Source organism: Candidatus Pantoea persica, assembly GCF_013753875.1.
GTDB lineage: Bacteria > Pseudomonadota > Gammaproteobacteria > Enterobacterales > Enterobacteriaceae > Pantoea > Pantoea persica.
In genome coordinates this window covers 165,910-183,179 of record NZ_SMDS01000019.1, presented here as the reverse complement: position 1 = coordinate 183,179, position 17,270 = coordinate 165,910, and the positions used below count along the sequence as shown (strand labels likewise).

The window sequence follows — 17,270 nt, the reverse complement described above, 5'->3', positions numbered from 1 at the left end:
CGCTGGCATCGATAAAAGCGATAACGATCATCAGGTTACGAATATGCTGGACAAAATTAAGGCGCAGCTGGCGGCGCTGAGCAAAGCGGAACTTAAAGTGGCCGAGCAGATCCTGCGGCGCCGCAGGAGGCCATGCACGCCAGCATAGCCCGGCTGGCGCACGCGGCCGAGGTGAGCGAACCGACTGTTAATCGCTTCTGCCGCCGGCTCGGCACTCGCGGATTCCCCGACTTTAAGCTGCAGCTGGCGCAGAGCCTGGCGACTCGGCCCAGTTGGGTAAGCCGCGACATCGCGGAAAATGACGATACCGAGCGCTACAGCCAGAAGATTTTCGACTCCGCCCTCGACGGCCTGCAGCGCGTACGCGAACGCCTCGATCTCGACGCGCTGCGTCAGGCGGTCACGCTGCTGTCGCAGGCGCACAAGGTCGCCTTTTTCGGCCTGGGCGCGTCGGCGGTGGTGGCGCACAGCGCCTTTAAAAAATTTCTGCGTTTTAGTCTGCCTGTCATCTGGTCAGAGGATATTGTGATCCAGCGCATGAGTTGTATAAATAGTCGTCCCGACGACGTTTTGTTTTAATTTCACATACTGGCCGCACAAAAAATATGGTAGAACTGGCTCGCTTGGCGGGTGTAAACGGTTCCACCGTGATAGCCGTCACCTCACCCGCTTCGCCGCTGACTGACGTTGCCACGCTGGCCCTGACGCTTGATGTTCCGGAAGATACCGATATTTATCTGCCTATGGTTTCCCGCCTGGCGCAACTCACAGTTATTCTCGATCGCGGCAGTGCGTTCCAGGAAAACTTGAAGCGGGTAAAAGAGACCTTAAAGGCGTCGCGTTTTGACAAGCTCGTCGCCAGGGAAAACAAAGAAAAGCATAAAAATTAACATCACATTCACAATGTGATGTCGTATCACAGCTTGTTCATCAGTTACTATAGTGTCTATACCCTGTCCATTTGGGGATACGCAAATTTGTCAATGGAGTCCTTCATGTCAAGACGTCTCAGAAGAACCAAGATCGTGACAACCCTCGGCCCGGCTACAGACCGCGATAATAACCTGGAAAAAATCATTGCCGCTGGCGCGAACGTTGTACGACTCAACTTCTCCCACGGCACGCCGGAAGATCATCGGCTGCGTGCCAACAAAGTGCGTGAAATCGCTGCCAAGCTGGGCCGCCACGTCGCGATTCTGGGCGACCTTCAGGGGCCGAAGATTCGCGTCTCGACCTTTAAAGAGGGCAAGGTTTTCCTCAACGTCGGCGACCGTTTCCTGCTCGACGCCAGCCTGAGCAAAGGCGAAGGCGATAAAGAGAAAGTCGGCATCGACTATAAAGGTCTGCCGGAGGATGTGGTACCCGGAGACATTCTGCTGCTCGATGATGGCCGCGTTCAGCTGAAGGTGCTGGAAGTCCAGGGTATGAAGGTGTTCACCGAGGTCACCGTCGGCGGCCCGCTCTCTAACAACAAAGGCATCAATAAGCTCGGCGGCGGCCTGTCGGCCGAGGCGCTGACGGAGAAAGACAAAGCGGACATCATCACCGCCGCGAAGATCGGCGTCGACTATCTGGCGGTCTCCTTTCCGCGCAACGGCGAAGATATGAACTGCGCGCGTCGCCTGGCGCGCGAAGCAGGCTGCGAAGCGAAGCTGGTGGCGAAGGTAGAGCGTGCTGAAGCGGTGGCGACGCAGGAAGCGATGGATGACATTATCCTCGCCTCCGACGTGGTGATGGTCGCGCGCGGCGATTTAGGCGTCGAGATCGGCGATCCGGAACTGGTGGGCATTCAGAAGGCGCTGATCCGCCGTGCGCGCCAGCTGAACCGAACCATTATTACCGCGACGCAGATGATGGAGTCGATGATCACCAACCCGATGCCGACGCGCGCCGAGGTGATGGACGTTGCCAACGCCGTGCTGGACGGCACCGATGCGGTGATGCTGTCGGCGGAAACCGCGGCCGGCCAGTATCCGGCCGAGACCGTCTCCGCCATGGCCAAGGTCTGCCTCGGCGCGGAGAAGATCCCGAGCGTCAACGTCTCCAAGCACCGTCTGGAGGTCACCTTCGACAATGTAGAAGAGGCGATCGCCATGTCGGCGATGTATGCGGCGAACCATCTGCAGGGCGTGACCGCGATTATCACCATGACCGAATCGGGCCGCACGCCGCTGATGACCTCGCGCATCACCTCCGGGCTGCCAATATTCGCCATGTCGCGCCATGAGAGCACCCTCAACCTGACCGCGCTGTATCGCGGCGTCACGCCGGTGTTCTTCAACAGCGACAATGAGGGCGTGGTGGCTGCGCACGACGCGGTGAACCTGCTGCGCGACAAGGGCTTCCTCGTCTCTGGCGATCTGGTGATCGTGACGCAGGGCGACGTGATGGGCGCCACCGGCACCACCAATACAAGCCGGGTGCTGCGCGTCGACTGATCCCGCGCCCGACTGTCGTAATGCTGCACACAACGCGACTGCCTGGCGGTCGCGTTTTTATTTTTCTCAAGGAGTCTGGATGCCCCGCTATCAACCCGTCAGCAAGCTTACAGCGAGTCTGCTGCTGTTTCCGCTGGCGCTGGTGCTGTTTGAATTCGCCACCTATATTTCCCACGACATGATCCAGCCCGGCATGCTGCTGGTCACGCAGGAATTCGGTTTCGGGCCGGAATGGGTTTCCACCTCGCTGACCGCCTATCTGCTGGGCGGCGTGGTGCCTGTAGGGCTGCTGGGGCCGCTCTCCGATAAATATGGCCTCCGTCCGGTGATGCTGGCGGGCATTCTGTTTTGTTATACTCGCCTGCGTGCTGACGACCTAGGTCAGCTCAATCCGGGAGTTTCTCGCGCTGCGCTTTGTTCAGGGCATCAGCCTCTGCTTTATCGGCGGAGTGAGCTATGCCGCCGTTCAGGAGGCGTTCGACGAGGCGCTGGCGCAGCATGTTCTGGCTCTTCGCCCTGCTGAGCGTTATTGCCTTTTTGATCCTCTGGCGCGTGATGCCGGAAACCGCCGGCGACCGCAGCCACTCCATCGCGTTGCCGCAGCTGGCGCGCACCTACCGCCAGCTGATGCGGGACAAAATGGTGATGTATGGCTCGTTCGCCATCGGTCTGGTGTTTATTCTCATCCTGACCTGGGTCGCGCTGTCGCCGGTGATCCTGATGCACCAGGAGGGGCTGTCGCGGATGCACTATGCGCTGCTACAGCTGCCGGTATTTCTGGCGATGATTGTGGGCAATATCACCCTCGGCAAGCTGGCGGGGCGCGTGCCGATCGAGCAGCCGGTGAAATTCGCCGCCTGGCCGATTCTGGCGGGTCTCAGCATCGCACTGGCGGCGAACCTGCTGAACAGCCACAGCTACTTGCTGTTGACTGCCGGCCTCAGCCTTTACGCCTTCGGCGCAGGCATGGTGAATGCCGGGCTGTATCGCCTGAAGATCTACGCCAGCGATGCGGGCAAAGGCAACGTGGCGTCGATGCTGGGGATGATCAGCATTCTGACGCTGGCGATCGGCATTGCACTGGCGAAAAGCGGCTACTTCAGCGGCGGCCCCCCTGGTTCAGCCTGATCAATTTCGCCAGCGGCGCGCGCAGGTGACGGCGCTGCCCTGAGCATTAAGGTCGTACTCATAGAATGCTGCGGAAGTGGATACGTAGGGGCGGTTTGGCACGAAAAGCAAAGCGTCCCGCGACAAGGAAAAAACGCCGGGAGCGTTTTTGAACAACGCCGCGCGTTGGCCCGGTACGGGCGCACCTCAGGGAGGAGAGGCGTAATCTCGCGGGCCGAGCGCGAATAGATGTCTTTAGTGGCGTTGCGATCGGGCCATACCGCCCCCACGTCAGCACGTTTTCAGTATAAAGAAGGGCCGCCATTGCGGCCCTTCTGCTATCGTGGGTAAAGCTCTTTGCGCTTATAGGGCTCGATGTCGCCCTCTTTGCGCGTCTTCAGCAGCTTGAGGCTCCAGGTGTACTGCTCGGGATGGGGGCGCACGAATACTTCCACCTCTTCGTTCATGCGGCGCGCCAAGGTAGGGTAGTCCGCCTCCAGCAGGTCGTCCATAGGCGGACGCACGTAGATCTCCAGTTTATGCGTCTCGCTGTTGTAGACCGGGAACAGCGGCACCACGCGCGCGCGGCACACCTTCATCAGGCGGCCAACCGCCGGCAGCGTCGCCTTATAAGTGGCGAAGAAATCGACAAACTCGCTGTGCTCGGCGCCGTAGTCCTGATCGGGCAGATAGTAGCCCCAGTATCCCTGGCGCACGGAGCCGATAAACGGCTTAATGCCGTCGTCGCGCGCGTGCATGCGGCCGCCGAAGCGGCGGCGCGCGCGGTTCCAGACATAGTCCAGCAGAGGATCGCTCTGGTGATGGAACATCGCCGCCATCTTCTGTCCTTCCGCAGCCAGAAGCATAGCGGGAATATCCACCACCCAGCCATGAGGCACGAGCAGGATCACATTCTCTTTCTCGGCTCGCAGCTGGTCGATAATGTCGCGCCCGTGCCACTCGACGCGCTCGCGGACGCGCGCCGGATGGCGCATCCCCAGCTCCGCCATCATTGCCATCGCCTGCGTCGCAGTGGCGAACATGTGATCGACGATGGCGCTGCGTTCCGCTTCGCTCAGCTCGGGTAAACAATAGTACAGATTGATCAGCGCGCGCCGACGGGCATCCTTAGCCAGTTTTCCCGCCATCTTTCCCAGCCCGCCCAGCAGCGGATCGCGCGCCTTCGCCGGCAGCATCGCCATACCCGCCAGCGCGCCGATGGCCAGCCAGTTGCACCAGTATTTGGGTTTCAGGAAAGATTTTTTAAAAACGGGAATGAATTCACTACTCTTTTTTTTCGGGGTTTCCATGCACTCGCCTCAATCAATGACGCGCTAATGATAGTGGCGACAGGTAAATTTGCAATCCCCGATGCAACGCGCAAAAAAACCGACGTGTTGCGCGTCGGTGTGGTGTGGCATTTTGCGGCGGCGTTACTTCAGGCTTAGCTGCGGCAGACTGGACTTCACCATCGCCAGGTAATTGCTGCGCTCTTTGCCGGTCAGCCCTTCCATGCGCGGCAGCTTCGCCGTCAGCGGATTGACCGCCTGGTTATTGATCCAGATTTCAAAGTGCAGGTGCGGCCCGGTGGAGCGGCCGGTATTGCCCGACAGGGCGATGCGATCGCCGCGCTTCACTTTCTCGCCCGGCTTCACCAGCACCTTTTTCAGGTGCATATAGCGCGTCATATACTGACGGCCGTGGCGAATGGCGACATAGTTGCCCGCCGCGCCGCCGTTTTTCGCTACCACCACTTCGCCGTCGCCGACCGCCAGCACCGGCGTTCCAGTGGGTAGCGCGAAATCGACGCCCTTATGCGGCACGATGCGCCCCGTTACCGGGTTAAGACGACGCGGGTTGAAGTTAGAGGAGACGCGATATTGCTTCACGGTGGGGAAACGCATAAAGCCGCGCGCCCGCCCGGAGCCGTTGCGATCGTAGAACTTGCCGTCTTCCGCGCGGAAGGCATAATAATCTTTGCCGCCGGAGCGCAGGCGCACGCCCAGCAGCTGGCTCTGCGCGCTTTTGCCGTCGAGCATTTCGCGCGACATCAGCACGCTGAAATCGTCACCGGCGCGTAGCTTGCGGAAATCCATCTGCCACTGCAGCGCCTTAATCACCGCGCTGGCGGCGAAGCTACCGCGCACCTCGCCCTTCAGCACACTGTTCTGCCATTCACCCTTTTGCATTTCAGACTGCATGGTGAAGGCGCCATTGTCGCCGCGCTGATAGATGCGGGTTTCGCGACGGCTGATCTCCCAGGTCAGCGACTGCAGGCCACCATCCTCGCTCAGAGTCCAGCTCAACTGCTGGCCGACCTGCAGATTGCGCAGCGCCTTGTCGCTGCTCACCAGCGCGTTGATGTCGCCCAGCTCGATGCCATACTGATTCAGGGCGCTGCTCAGCGTATCGCCGGAGGAGATGGTGTATTTGTGCGTGTCGGTCACGTCCGGCACGTCTCTGTCGATATCGTCCGCTGGCAGCTCTTCTTCCGGTTCCGACGAGGTTTGATCGATCGGTTCGCTGGCCTCTGGTAGCAGCGTACGCAGCTGATTCTTATCCAGCTTGATGGTTTTGACGATGGGCATCGCCTCATCGGCTGGATGGTAGACGTAAGGCCGCCAGACGGCGACGGCCAGAGTGACAACGGTTAAAGACCCCAGAATCACGCGGTGGGAGCGCGGCAAATGATTAAATGCGAGGGCGACAGAGCGGGCTATCTGCTGCACTTTTACCTATTCCTCATGCTCCATTCAAGCAGCTCGCATACTGGCCTGACAGCTGCGAAAGAAACTTCACGTAGCGGTCCTGACTAAGGCTGATATTCGTCCCCAGCGGATCCAGCGTGCCTTTACGCACGGTGGTTCCGCGGGCAACCGCATCGATAACGGCTGGCCTGAATTGTGGCTCAGCGAAGACACAAACGGCCTTTTGCTCAACCAACTGTGTTCGTATTTGATGTAGACGCTGGGCGCCCGGCTGAATCTCAGGGTTTACAGTAAAATGCCCGCTGGGCGAAAGGCCGTATTGTTTTTCAAAATAGGTGTAAGCGTCATGAAAAACGAAATATCCCTTTTCTCTGACCGGCGCGAGCTGAGCGCTAATGTGCTTGTCGGTATCCGCTAGTTCGCGTTCGAACTGCTGCAGATTAGCGTCAAGTTTAGCTTTGCTTCGGGGCATAAGTTCCAATAATTTTTCGTGGATTGCAACCGCCGCTAGCCTGGATATCAGTGGGGACAACCACAGATGCATATTGTATTCGCCATGATGGTGGTGATGACCCTTATCCTCGTCGGCGTCAGCAACTGAGTGCACCTGGCCTTCATCATGATGATCCTCTTCTTTAGCTCCCTTCAGCAGCAGCGGCTTCACGGCGGCCATGTTGGCGATTTCGAGATTTTTTTGCGCGGCTAATTCACCAGCCGGCTTGGTCATGAACGCCTCCATCTCTGGGCCGACCCAGACGACTAAGTCCGCATTTTTAATACGTTTTACGTCAGAAGGACGCAGCGAATAGTCATGTTCAGAGGTACCATCGGGCAGCAGCACATCCACCGGCGTTACGCCGTCGGCAATGGCGGCGGCGATAAAACCCAGCGGCTTTATCGAAGCGACGACATTTGCCTGAGCGGGAAGCGTGAACGAGGCGGCCAGCGCCAGCGCAGAAAGGGTGAAAATGGTACTCTTTTTAATGTGTAACATAATGCGTCATTCCATCGTGACCTGTGGATGGGGCGTGATATTATAACATTCGAAATTCTGTGCAACCTATAAATAACATGCCACAACTTGTCACGCTAGAAAACATTACCGTGCAGTTCGCGCGGCGGCCGGTGCTTTCGAGCATCAGCCTGAAACTGATGCCCGGACGCATCCTTACCCTGCTCGGCCCTAACGGCGCGGGAAAATCGACGCTGGTTCGCGTAGTGCTCGGCCTGCTGGCGCCCGCTTCGGGCCAAGTGCAGCGCAGCGCGGGACTGTGCATCGGCTATGTGCCGCAGAAGCTGCACATCGATCCGACGCTGCCGGTCACCGTCGAGCGCTTTATGCTGTTGACCCGCGGGGCGAAGCGCGCCGATGTGCTGCCGGCGCTGAAGCGTGTGCAGGCTGGCCACCTGCTGAAAGCGCCGCTGCAGAAGCTGTCGGGCGGCGAGACGCAGCGCGCGCTGCTGGCGCGCGCCCTGCTCAACCAGCCGCAGCTGCTGGTACTTGACGAGCCGACGCAGGGCGTTGACGTCAACGGCCAGGTGGCGCTGTACGATCTTATCGACCAGCTGCGCCACGAGCTGAACTGCGGCGTGCTGATGGTCTCTCACGATCTGCATATGGTGATGGCGAAAACCGACGAGGTGCTCTGCCTGAATCACTATATCTGCTGCTCCGGCACGCCGGAGGCGGTGTCGCAGCACCCGGAATTTATAGCTATGTTCGGCCCGCGCGGCGCGCAGCAGCTGGCGATCTATCGCCATGACCACAACCATCGTCACGACCTTCAGGGACGTATCGTATTACGCAGAGGACAAGGTCCATCATGATTGAGTTGTTATTACCGGGCTGGCTGGGTGGCGTAATGCTAGCGCTGGCGTCCGGTCCGCTAGGAGCTTTTGTAGTCTGGCGCAAGATGTCCTATTTCGGCGACACCCTGGCGCACGCCTCGCTGCTGGGCGTGGCGTTCGGGCTGCTGCTGAACGTCAATCCCTGGTACGCCGTGATCCTAGTGACCCTCTGCCTGGCGCTGGGCTTGGTGTTTCTGGAGCGCCGCCCGCATCTGGCGATCGATACACTGCTGGGCATTATGGCGCACAGCGCGCTGTCGCTCGGTCTGGTGGTGGTAAGCCTGATGTCGAACGTGCGCGTCGACCTGATGGCCTATCTGTTCGGCGATCTGCTGGCGGTGACGCCTGCGGATTTATGGCTGATGGGCGCAGGGGTGATTGTGGTGCTGGCGGTGATAGCGTGGCAGTGGCGTTCGCTGCTGTCGATGACTATCAGCCCGGAGCTGGCGCAGGTGGACGGCGTTAATATTCACCGCACGCGGCTGATTCTGATGCTGGTGACGGCGCTAACCATCGGCGTGGCGATGAGGTTCGTCGGCGCGCTGATAATTACCTCGCTGCTGATCATCCCCGCCGCCACGGCGCGCCGCTTTTCGCTTTCGCCGGAGCAGATGGCCGGTCTGGCGGTGATTGTCGGTATTCTTGCGGTGTCCGGCGGCCTCACCTTCTCCGCCTTTTACGATACGCCCGCCGGTCCGTCGGTGGTGCTGTGCGCCGCGCTGCTGTTTATTGTCAGCATGGCGCGTAGGCCCGCGGTCTGAGCTACTCGTCGCGCGTCAGACAGAAGTGGCGATAGGCATGCTGCGTGGCCATACGGCCGCGCGGCGTGCGCTGAATAAAGCCCTGCTGGATCAGGAAGGGTTCAATCACATCTTCGATGGTTTCCCGCTCTTCGCCAATTGCGGCGGCAAGGTTATCCAGTCCCACCGGACCGCCGGTGAACTTGTCGATGATCGCCAGCAGCAGCTTGCGATCCATATAGTCAAAGCCTTCGCTGTCGACGTTCAGCATATCCAGCGCGCTGGCCGCCACGCTGCCGCTCATCTCACCCCTGGCGCGCACCTCTGCGAAGTCGCGCACGCGGCGCAACAGACGGTTGGCGATGCGCGGCGTGCCGCGCGAGCGCTGCGCCACTTCCTGCGCCCCTTCGGCGCTCAGCGGCAGGCCGAGGCAGGCGGCGCTGCGGCTGACGATATGCTGCAGATCCGCCACGTTATAGAACTCTAGCCGCTGAACGATGCCGAAACGGTCGCGCAGCGGCGAGGTCAGCGAGCCAGCGCTCGTGGTGGCGCCGATCAGGGTAAACGGCGGCAGATCGAGTTTGATTGAGCGGGCGGCCGGGCCTTCGCCGATCATGATATCCAGCTGATAGTCTTCCATCGCCGGATAAAGTACCTCTTCCACCACCGGCGACAGGCGATGGATTTCGTCGATAAACAGCACGTCGTGCGGCTCGAGGTTGGTGAGCATCGCCGCCAGATCGCCCGCCTTCTCCAGTACCGGACCTGAGGTGGTGCGCAGGTTGACGCCCATTTCGTTGGCGACGATATTGGCCAGCGTGGTTTTGCCCAGCCCGGGCGGGCCGAAAATCAGCAGATGATCCAGCGCGTCGCCGCGCAGTTTTGCCGCCTGGATAAAAATTTCCATCTGCTCGCGCACCTGCGGCTGGCCGACATATTCGGCGAGCAGCTTAGGACGAATGGCGCGGTCGAGATTTTCTTCTTCGTTGTAGCTGGCGGCGGAGACCAGACGGTCGGCTTGAATCATCACTTACCTCAAATTGCGGCGCGCAGTGCTTCACGGATCAGGGTTTCGCAGTCTGCGTCAGGCTTGCCAACTTTGCTGATCATGCGGCTGGCTTCCTGCGGTTTATAACCCAGCGCCACCAGCGCCGCAACCGCTTCCGCCTCGGCGTCGTTGCCTTCCGGCACGGCATCGGGGGCGGTCAGGGTAAAGGCGCTCTCGCCGGATAAAAAGTCGCCATGCAGCCCTTTAAAGCGATCTTTCATCTCTACCACCAGGCGTTCGGCGGTTTTCTTGCCGACGCCAGGCAGTTTCACCAGCGCGGCGATCTCCTCTTTCTCCACCACGGTGACGAACTGCTGCGCCGACATGCCAGAGAGGATCGTCAGTGCCAGCTTGGGACCGACGCCGTTGGTTTTAATCAGCTCGCGGAACAGCGCGCGCTCCTGCTTGTTGTTAAAGCCGAACAGCAGCTGCGCATCTTCGCGCACCACGAAATGGGTGAAAATCACCGCTTCCTGGTTGAGTTCAGGCAGTTCATAAAAACAGGTCATCGGCATATGCACTTCATATCCCACGCCGTGCGCTTCGATCAGCACCAGCGGCGGCTGCTTTTCCAGAATATTGCCCCGTAAACGACCTATCACCTGAACGCTTCCTTAATTAACAAGTGTGGCGGGATTTATAACATAAAAAGAGCTGGATGAATATCCAGCCTGAATTTATTGATAATAAGGGTTGTGCGCGAGAAGCGCGGCGCATTTTGGCCGATGCGGCGGCGTTGCGCCCTGCCGTCTCGCGCGGGCCTGACAGCCGGTTGCGAGAGCGCGTCAGCCGAAGCGCAGACGACCGCGCGTCAACAGCAGCTTGCTGTCGCTGACGCGCGCCGCGTTCTGACTGACGTGACAGTGCGTGATGGCAATCGCCAGCGCGTCGGCGGCGTCCGCCTGCGGATTGGCGGGCAGCTTGAGCAGCGTGCGCACCATGTGCTGCACCTGGCTCTTTTCGGCGCCGCCGGTGCCGGTGACCGTCTGCTTCACTTGCCGCGCGGCATATTCGAACACCGGCAGATCCATATTGACCGCCGCGACAATCGCCGCGCCGCGCGCCTGACCCAGCTTCAGTGCCGAATCGGCGTTTTTCGCCATAAACACCTGCTCAATGGCGAAGTAGTCCGGCGAAAACTGGGTGATGATTTCGCTCACGCCGGCATAGATCAGCTTGAGGCGCGCCGGTAGCTCCGTAGTATTAGTGCGAATACAGCCGCTGCCCAGATAGATCAGCTGGCGTCCGGTCTGACGTATCACGCCGTAGCCGGTGATGCGCGAACCAGGGTCAATGCCCAGAATTATCGCCATGCCGCCTCTCCGCTGCGCGCGAGAAGGGAAAACGCCATTACAGCGTTTCCGCCACCTCATCGGAAATCTCGCCGTTGTGGTAGACCTCCTGCACGTCGTCGCAGTCTTCCAGCATGTCGATCAGGCGCAGCAGCTTCGGCGCCGTCTCGGCGTCCATCTCCGCTTTGGTGGAGGGGAGCATCGACACTTCTACGCTGTCCGCTTTCAGTCCGGCCGCTTCCAGCGCGTCACGTACCGCGCCCAGCTCTTCCCAGGCGGTAAAGACGTCGATGGCGCCATCTTCGTAGCTCATGACATCTTCCGTGCCCGCTTCCAGCACCGCTTCCATCACGCTGTCCTCATCCTGGCCCGGCGTGAAGGAGATAACGCCTTTCTTGCTGAACAGGTAGGAGACGGAGCCGTCGGTGCCGAGGTTACCGCCGGTTTTGGTGAAGGCGTGACGCACTTCGCCGACGGTGCAGTTGCAGTTATCGCTCAGGCATTCCACCATCACGGCGGAGCCGCCAGGACTGTAGCCTTCATAGATGATCGTTTCCATATTGGAATCATCTTCGCCGCCGACGCCGCGCGCGATGGCGCGGTTCGTGGTGTCGCGCGTCAGGTTGTTGGACAGGGCTTTGTCCATAGCGGCGCGCAGACGCGGGTTGGAGCCCGGATCGCCGTCGCCGAGTTTGGCCGCGGTAACCAGCTCGCGAATTATTTTGGTGAAAATTTTACCACGTTTGGCATCCTGCGCCGCTTTGCTGTACTTAGTGTTTGCCCATTTACTATGACCAGCCATTAGATCTTTTCTCCAGTTTAGGCATCGTACAGGCTATCTTGCTTGAGATCTTGTTCCCCGGTAGTGCTCGCACAAGTTGTTTACAACTTGAACACCCTGAAGGGGCGAGCTTCGCGAGTCATCCTCACGTATAGAAGTATGCTCCGGTTGCTGCGCGCTGGCGGTAAACAACAACCTCGCGGCGCCTATAACGCCTGACCGTTTAAGTCTTTGGTGCGTTCGGTAGGAACGCACCCATTTTTACGCTTCAGACGGCCGCAGGAAGAGACGCGGCGGCAGCTAGATAAATTCGTCAATCGCCCGGCGATTGCTCCAAGACCTGGTGATGGCAGCGGCGGCGGCAGGGTCGAGCCAGCGCGCCGCGAGATGCTCAGAGAGCACTGGCGCGCGCTCGGCGGGCAGCGCCAGCCGGAACCAGCGTTCGCGGTTGTGCATCACGCCCGGCGCGTAACGGTGGCGATAGTGCGGAAAGATTTCGAACTCGATCTCTTTGCCGCAGTCGTCTAGCGTCAGCCCTTCTCCCGAAACGTCGATGGCCAGCTCCTCCAGCACTTCGCGCCGCGCCTCCTGCAACGGGGTTTCCCCCGCCTCCAGGCTGCCGCTGGACGACTGCCAGAAGCTCTCGTCGTCGCGCCGCTGCAGCATCAACACCCGGCCGTATCCTGCGCGTAGATCACGACCAGAACCGAAACCGGATGCTTATAACCCATTATTTATTCTCTGACTTGTCTTTCTTCGGCGCGATCTGAATGCCCAGATCCGCCAGCGCCGCCGGGTTGGCTTCGCTTGGCGCTTCGGTCATCAGGCAGGCCGCCGCGTTGGTTTTCGGGAAGGCGATCACGTCGCGGATGTTCTCAGTGCCGGTCAGCAGCATGGTGAGACGATCCAGACCGAAGGCCAGGCCAGCGTGCGGCGGCGTGCCATATTTCAGCGCATCGAGCAGGAAGCCGAACTTCTCACGCTGCCCGTGCTCGTCAATGCCCAGAATGGTGAACACCGCCTGCTGCATGTTACCGCAGTGGATACGCACGGAACCGCCGCCCACTTCGTAACCGTTGATCACCATATCGTAGGCGTTGGCCACCGCGCTCAGCGGATCCGCAGCCATCTCCTCGGCCGACATATCTTTCGGTGAGGTGAATGGATGGTGCATCGCCGCCAGGCCGCCCTCGTCATCTTCCGCAAACATCGGGAAGTCGATAACCCACAGCGGCGCCCAGGCGCTTTCGTTGGTGATCAGCAGATCGCGGCCCACCTTCAGGCGCAGCGCGCCCATCGCGTCCGCCACCACTTTGGCGCGGTTGGCGCCGAAGAAGATCAGGTCGCCGTCGGCAGCGCCGGTGCGGCTCAGGATGCCTTCCACGATTTCCGCATTCAGGAACTTGGCTACCGGGCTCTGTACGCCCCCAAGCCCCTCTGCTCGCGCGTTGACCTTCATCCACGCCAGCCCTTTCGCGCCGTAAATTTCCACGAATTTTGCATACTCGTCAATCTGCTTGCGGCTCAGCTGTGCGCCACCCGGCACGCGCAGCGCGGCGACACGACCTTTCGGATCGTTGGCCGGACCAGCAAATACCTGGAACTCAACGCTTTTCAGCAGGTCAGCAACGTCCACCAGCTCCATCGGGTTACGCAGATCCGGCTTGTCGGAGCCGTAGTGACGCATCGCGTCGGCAAAGGTCATCTGCGGGAACTCGCCGAGATCGACGCCCTTCACCTCCAACCACAGCTGACGGATCATGCGCTCATTGATCTCACGCACCTGCGGCGCAGTCAGAAACGAGGTTTCGATATCGATCTGGGTAAACTCCGGCTGGCGGTCGGCACGCAGATCTTCGTCGCGGAAACACTTCACGATCTGATAGTAGCGGTCAAAGCCGGACATCATCAGCAGCTGCTTGAACAGCTGCGGCGACTGCGGCAGCGCATAGAATTTGCCTTTGTGCATGCGGCTCGGCACCAGATAGTCGCGCGCCCCTTCCGGCGTCGCTTTGGTCAGCATCGGGGTTTCGATATCGAGGAACCCTTCGTTGTCCATAAAGCGGCGCACAAAGCTGGAGATCTTCGCGCGGGTCTTCAGGCGCTGCGCCATCTCCGGGCGACGCAGATCCAGATAGCGGTACTTCAGACGCGCTTCTTCGCTGTTGACCTGGTTGGAGTCGAGCGGCAGCGGCTCGGCGCGGTTGATAATGGTCAGCGCCTCGGCGAACACTTCCACTTCGCCGGTTGCCATCTCAGCGTTTTTATTTTTTTCGTCGCGCGCACGCACGGTGCCGGTGATCTGGATGCAGAATTCGTTGCGCAGCTCAGACGCCAGCTGGAAAGCCTCCTGACGATCGGGATCGAAGAAGATCTGCACGATGCCTTCGCGGTCGCGCATGTCGATAAAAATCAGTCTTCCTAAATCGCGACGGCGGTTGACCCAGCCGCAAAGAGTGACTTGCTGACCCAGATGAGACAGATTGAGCTGTCCGCAATATTCTGTACGCATATAACGTATCCTTTTAACTTCGCCGCTGCTGCCTAGCAGCATCAGGCCGCGTAACCAATTGAGATATTGAGATGCTGCCGCAAAAAGGGGTTATTATAGTGGAAAAAGGCCCAGAGAATAAGAATAAGAATAAGTAGAGGCGCTGCCTGAGCGGCGATATACTTCGCGCGCGACACGGCGTTCCGTCTGCGCTGCAAAACAGGCTACCATAAGGGTATTTCGCCGCCGAAGGAGAGCAGAAAGAGAATGCGAATTGGCTTACCGCAGTGGCAGCATCCGCACTGGAAGCGGCTCGGGCTTGAGACGCTGGCGGACTACGCGCGCTGGTTCAACTGCGTCGAGGGCAACACCACGCTCTATTCGGTGCCAAAAATGGAGACGGTGCTGCGCTGGCGGACGATGACCGACGACAGCTTCCGCTTCTGCTTTAAGTTTCCCGCCACCATCAGCCATCAGTCGGGTCTGGTGCAGACCGGCGATCTGCTGGCGGACTTTCTGCGCACCCTCGATCCGCTGGCGGATCGCATTGCGCAGTACTGGCTGCAGCTGCCTGCCACTTTCGCGCCGCACCATCTGCCGGCGCTGTGGCGCTTTCTTGACGCCCTGCCGCGCCGCTTCCGCTACGGCGTCGAGGTGCGCCACAGCGCCTTTTTCGCCAAGGGCGAGGCGGAAAAGAGCCTGAATCAGGGCCTGGCCGCGCGCGGCGTCAATCGCGTGATGCTCGACAGCCGACCGGTACACACCTCGACCTCGCAGTCGCCGGCCGCCATCGATGCGCGGGCGAAAAAGCCGCGCGTGCCGCCCCACGCAATCCGCACCGGCAGACAGCCGATGGTGCGCTTTATCGGCAGCGACAGCGTCGAGGAGAGCGTGCCGCTGTTTCAGCCGTGGCTGGCGAAGCTGGCGGCCTGGCAGCAGGAGAGCGAGCCGCTGCTGTTTATCCATACGCCTGACATGGGGCAGGTGTTTTCGCTGCTTAACGCGCTCTGGCCACAGCTGCAGCCGCTGGCGCCCACGCTACCTGCGCCTCCCGCCTGGCCGCAGCAGGAAGCGCTGTTCTAGCGCAGGCGTCAAGCAGGCAGCGCCGCGGCGGCCGCTTTCTGCGAGAAATAGCCCCTTTACCGCCGTCTTTATATTCAGGTTTTCTATGTCTGACCGCGCGTTATTTTCTGCGCCCATAGCCAAACTGGGCGACTGGACATTTGATGGGCGCGTGGCTGAAGTCTTTTCCGACATGATTCAGCGCTCGGTGCCGGGCTATTACAACATCATCTCCATGATTGGAATGCTGGCAGAACGTTTTGTGCAGCCCAACAGCCAAGTTTACGACCTTGGCTGCTCGCTTGGCGCCGCCACGCTTTCTATCCGCCGTAATATTCAGGCGGAAGGCTGCACCATTAATCGCCGTCGATAACTCCCCGGCGATGGTGGAGCGCTTCCTACGCCATATTGACGCCTTCCGCGCCGCGACGCCGGTGGACGTTATCGAGACGGATATCCGCGATATACCGATCGAAAACGCCTCGCTGATGGTGCTGAATTTCACCTTGCAATTCCTCGCCCCGGAGGCGCTACTGAGCAAAATCTGGCAGGGACTGAAGCCCGGCGGCGCGCTGGTGCTGTCGGAAAAGTTCAGCTTTGAGGACGCCGACGTCGGCGAGCTGCCGTTCAACATGCATCACGATTTCAAGCGTGCCAACGGCTACAGCGAGCTGGAGATCAGCCAGAAGTGCAGCATGCTGGAGAACGTGATGCTGGCCGACAGCATCGAGACGCACAAGGCGCGCCTGAAACAGGCGGGCTTCTCTCACACGGAACTTTGGTTCCAGTGCTTTAACTTCGGTTCGCTGGTGGCGTTGAAATGATTGAGTTTGGCCATTTTTATCAGCAAATCGCCACGGGTCCGCTTGCTAGCTGGCTCGAAGTGCTGCCGGCGCAGATCGCCGCTCGACCATCTGCTGCAGCTGAAAAACCAGCTGGTGAGCGGCGGCGAGCTGTTGCTGGAGACGCTGGTGATTAAGGGAGACTAGCGCGACGTGCTGGTGCCGGGCGAACGCTACACGCAGATACGTAACGTCTACTTTATTCCTTCCGTGCCGGCGCTGAAAAACTGGCTAGAGAAGTGCGGCTTCGTTGACGTGAAGATTGTTGATTACGCCGTGACCTCTACCGACGAGCAGCGCCGCACCAGCTGGATGACCAGCGAATCGCTGGCTGACTTCCTCGATCCGCACGATCCCAGCAAAATGGTGGAAGACTATCCCGGCGCCGCTGCGCGCGGTGCTGGTCGCCACTAAACCCTGAGCCCCTGAGCCTTAGTGGCGAGAGAGCGCCAGCTTCGCCGCAAAGCCGATAAACATCATGCCTGTCAGGCGGTCCATAACTTTCATTACCGCCGGACGGCGCAGGTACGCAGCGAGGCAAAAAGTAGTGGCTGCCGCCGATCAGCTACGGAGTTCTACAGCAGCCCGATGGCAATATGCATCAGCGCCAGCAGGCGGCACCGACGCGCCGGCCGGAATAAACTGCGGCAGAACGGTGAGGTAAAACACGCCTATCTTGGGATTAAGCAGATTGCCCAACAGTCCGTGGTTAAAGCAGCTGAAACAGCTCTGCTGCGCCGTTTCGCCTGCCGTGTCTTCCTACGCCTCGCGGCGCGGATTGAGCAGCAGCCTGACGCCGAGGTAAAGCAGATAAGCCGCGCCGACCCATTTTAGCAGGTTGTAGGCCATTTCCGACGCCAGCAGCAGCGCTCCCAAGCCGAATCCCACCGCCGCCCCAGATTAGACAGCCAAG

The 17,270-nt window shown here is 59.9% G+C and carries 12 protein-coding genes and 6 pseudogenes; 8 read left to right on the top strand and 10 right to left on the bottom strand.

Features of this window, described 5'->3' with window-relative positions; all coding sequences use genetic code 11:
• Positions 1–43 precede the first annotated feature (43 nt).
• The 3 genes and pseudogenes from hexR to EIO60_RS11595 form a co-directional block, all read left to right on the top strand.
• A pseudogene (gene hexR / locus EIO60_RS11605) lies at positions 44–890 on the top strand (transcriptional regulator HexR).
• Between the two features lie 105 nt (positions 891–995).
• Positions 996–2,438, top strand: a complete 1,443-nt coding sequence (gene pyk, locus EIO60_RS11600; RefSeq protein ID WP_258576882.1) for a pyruvate kinase — start codon at positions 996–998, stop codon at positions 2,436–2,438.
• Positions 2,439–2,517: 79 nt separating this feature from the next.
• Positions 2,518–3,583: pseudogene (locus EIO60_RS11595) on the top strand (MFS transporter); the annotation flags it as partial.
• Between the two features lie 300 nt (positions 3,584–3,883).
• Here EIO60_RS11595 and lpxM read toward each other — a convergent pair.
• The 3 genes from lpxM to znuA form a co-directional block, all read right to left on the bottom strand.
• Complete coding sequence (lpxM, locus tag EIO60_RS11590; protein WP_258576881.1) at positions 3,884–4,855, bottom strand: lauroyl-Kdo(2)-lipid IV(A) myristoyltransferase; 972 nt, start codon at positions 4,853–4,855, stop codon at positions 3,884–3,886.
• Between the two features lie 123 nt (positions 4,856–4,978).
• Positions 4,979–6,274: a murein DD-endopeptidase MepM gene (mepM, locus tag EIO60_RS11585; protein ID WP_258576880.1), complete on the bottom strand. Its 1,296-nt coding sequence runs from the start codon at positions 6,272–6,274 to the stop codon at positions 4,979–4,981.
• Positions 6,275–6,287: 13 nt separating this feature from the next.
• Positions 6,288–7,247, bottom strand: a complete 960-nt coding sequence (gene znuA, locus EIO60_RS11580; RefSeq protein ID WP_258576879.1) for a zinc ABC transporter substrate-binding protein ZnuA — start codon at positions 7,245–7,247, stop codon at positions 6,288–6,290.
• Between the two features lie 77 nt (positions 7,248–7,324).
• On the opposite strand from znuA, the gene znuC reads away from it, so the two are divergent.
• Together znuC and znuB are read left to right on the top strand one after the other, a co-directional pair.
• Positions 7,325–8,080: a zinc ABC transporter ATP-binding protein ZnuC gene (gene znuC / locus EIO60_RS11575; protein WP_258576878.1), complete on the top strand. Its 756-nt coding sequence runs from the start codon at positions 7,325–7,327 to the stop codon at positions 8,078–8,080.
• Positions 8,077–8,862, top strand: coding sequence for a zinc ABC transporter permease subunit ZnuB (znuB, locus tag EIO60_RS11570; protein ID WP_258576877.1), 786 nt, complete (start codon positions 8,077–8,079; stop codon positions 8,860–8,862). Before znuC ends, znuB begins: the two co-directional genes overlap by 4 nt.
• 1 nt (position 8,863) lies before the next feature.
• Here the strand turns inward: znuB and ruvB are convergent, their stop codons facing one another.
• The 6 genes and pseudogenes from ruvB to aspS form a co-directional block, all read right to left on the bottom strand.
• Entirely contained in the window at positions 8,864–9,868 is a 1,005-nt protein-coding gene (gene ruvB / locus EIO60_RS11565; RefSeq protein ID WP_258576876.1) for a Holliday junction branch migration DNA helicase RuvB, read from the bottom strand.
• 8 nt (positions 9,869–9,876) lie between these two features.
• On the bottom strand, positions 9,877–10,491 hold the full coding sequence (gene ruvA / locus EIO60_RS11560) for a Holliday junction branch migration protein RuvA (RefSeq protein ID WP_258576875.1): 615 nt from the start codon (positions 10,489–10,491) through the stop codon (positions 9,877–9,879).
• Between the two features lie 183 nt (positions 10,492–10,674).
• A complete protein-coding gene (ruvC, locus tag EIO60_RS11555; RefSeq protein ID WP_258576874.1) occupies positions 10,675–11,202 on the bottom strand; it encodes a crossover junction endodeoxyribonuclease RuvC in 528 nt (175 codons plus the stop codon).
• 37 nt (positions 11,203–11,239) lie between these two features.
• The gene (locus EIO60_RS11550; RefSeq protein ID WP_258576873.1) at positions 11,240–11,983 is read right to left on the bottom strand and encodes a YebC/PmpR family DNA-binding transcriptional regulator; all 744 of its coding nucleotides are present in this window, start codon (positions 11,981–11,983) and stop codon (positions 11,240–11,242) included.
• A 279-nt stretch (positions 11,984–12,262) separates the two neighbouring features.
• Positions 12,263–12,693, bottom strand: a pseudogene (gene nudB, locus EIO60_RS11545) (dihydroneopterin triphosphate diphosphatase).
• On the bottom strand, positions 12,693–14,474 hold the full coding sequence (gene aspS / locus EIO60_RS11540) for an aspartate--tRNA ligase (protein WP_258576872.1): 1,782 nt from the start codon (positions 14,472–14,474) through the stop codon (positions 12,693–12,695). The pseudogene nudB and the gene aspS overlap by 1 nt, the downstream one beginning before the upstream one ends.
• A gap of 246 nt (positions 14,475–14,720) precedes the next feature.
• On the opposite strand from aspS, the gene EIO60_RS11535 reads away from it, so the two are divergent.
• The 3 genes and pseudogenes from EIO60_RS11535 to EIO60_RS11525 all read left to right on the top strand — a co-directional run.
• Positions 14,721–15,536 (top strand): DUF72 domain-containing protein, encoded by an 816-nt coding sequence (locus EIO60_RS11535; protein ID WP_258576871.1) that lies wholly within the window; start codon positions 14,721–14,723, stop codon positions 15,534–15,536.
• A gap of 85 nt (positions 15,537–15,621) precedes the next feature.
• Positions 15,622–16,339: pseudogene (gene cmoA / locus EIO60_RS11530) on the top strand (carboxy-S-adenosyl-L-methionine synthase CmoA).
• Between the two features lie 69 nt (positions 16,340–16,408).
• Positions 16,409–16,778, top strand: a pseudogene (locus EIO60_RS11525) (DUF1698 domain-containing protein); the annotation flags it as partial.
• An 11-nt stretch (positions 16,779–16,789) separates the two neighbouring features.
• Here EIO60_RS11525 and EIO60_RS11520 read toward each other — a convergent pair.
• Positions 16,790–17,270: pseudogene (locus EIO60_RS11520) on the bottom strand (LysE family translocator); the annotation flags it as partial.